This window comes from Corallococcus sp. AB038B, assembly GCF_003668955.1.
Taxonomy (GTDB): Bacteria; Myxococcota; Myxococcia; order Myxococcales; family Myxococcaceae; genus Corallococcus; species Corallococcus exiguus.
The window spans coordinates 1-449 of the sequence record NZ_RAWO01000097.1 but is presented as its reverse complement, the minus strand read 5'-3'; the positions used below and the strand labels follow the sequence as shown (position 1 = coordinate 449).

Annotated in this window: 1 protein-coding gene and 1 pseudogene; both read right to left on the bottom strand. The window is 67.5% G+C overall.

What is annotated here, in order from left to right; translation table 11 throughout:
* A partial coding sequence (locus D7Y04_RS42660) for a glutathione S-transferase N-terminal domain-containing protein (RefSeq protein ID WP_233601859.1) occupies window positions 1-240 on the bottom strand: 240 nt, incomplete at its 3' end.
* Window positions 240-449: pseudogene (locus tag D7Y04_RS46165) on the bottom strand (phospholipase); the annotation flags it as partial. The gene D7Y04_RS42660 and the pseudogene D7Y04_RS46165, both read right to left, overlap by 1 nt.

Sequence of the window (449 nt, the reverse complement as noted above, 5' to 3'; positions counted from 1 at the left end):
AAAGCCCTTGTCCGGGAACTTGTCGGCGACGTGCAGGAGAATCGCGGCCGACTCGAAGACCGCGTGTCCGTCATCCTCCAGCGCGGGCATGGAGCCCATGGGATGGACGCGCAGGTACTCGGGGCTCTTGTGCTCTCGCTGGAGCAGGTCCACCGGCACCAGCTCGTAGGGCACGCCCAGTTCCTCGAGCAACCAGCGGGGGCGGGTGGCGCGCGTGTGCTGGGCGAAATAGAGCTTCATCATCGTCGTCGGGACTCCGAGGTGTGTCGCTTGAGCCGGCGAGCCTTTCCGAGCTGCACGGCGCCGCGCGAGCTTCGCATCTCGCCCCTCCTCGCGGGTGCGGGGATTATTGGATCCGGGCACACCGCGCGCAGCTTGCACCCCCTGCATTCGGCCCCACTCCACACCGCCTCGTAGAGCGCCGTCACCCGGTCGATGACGTCGAAGTC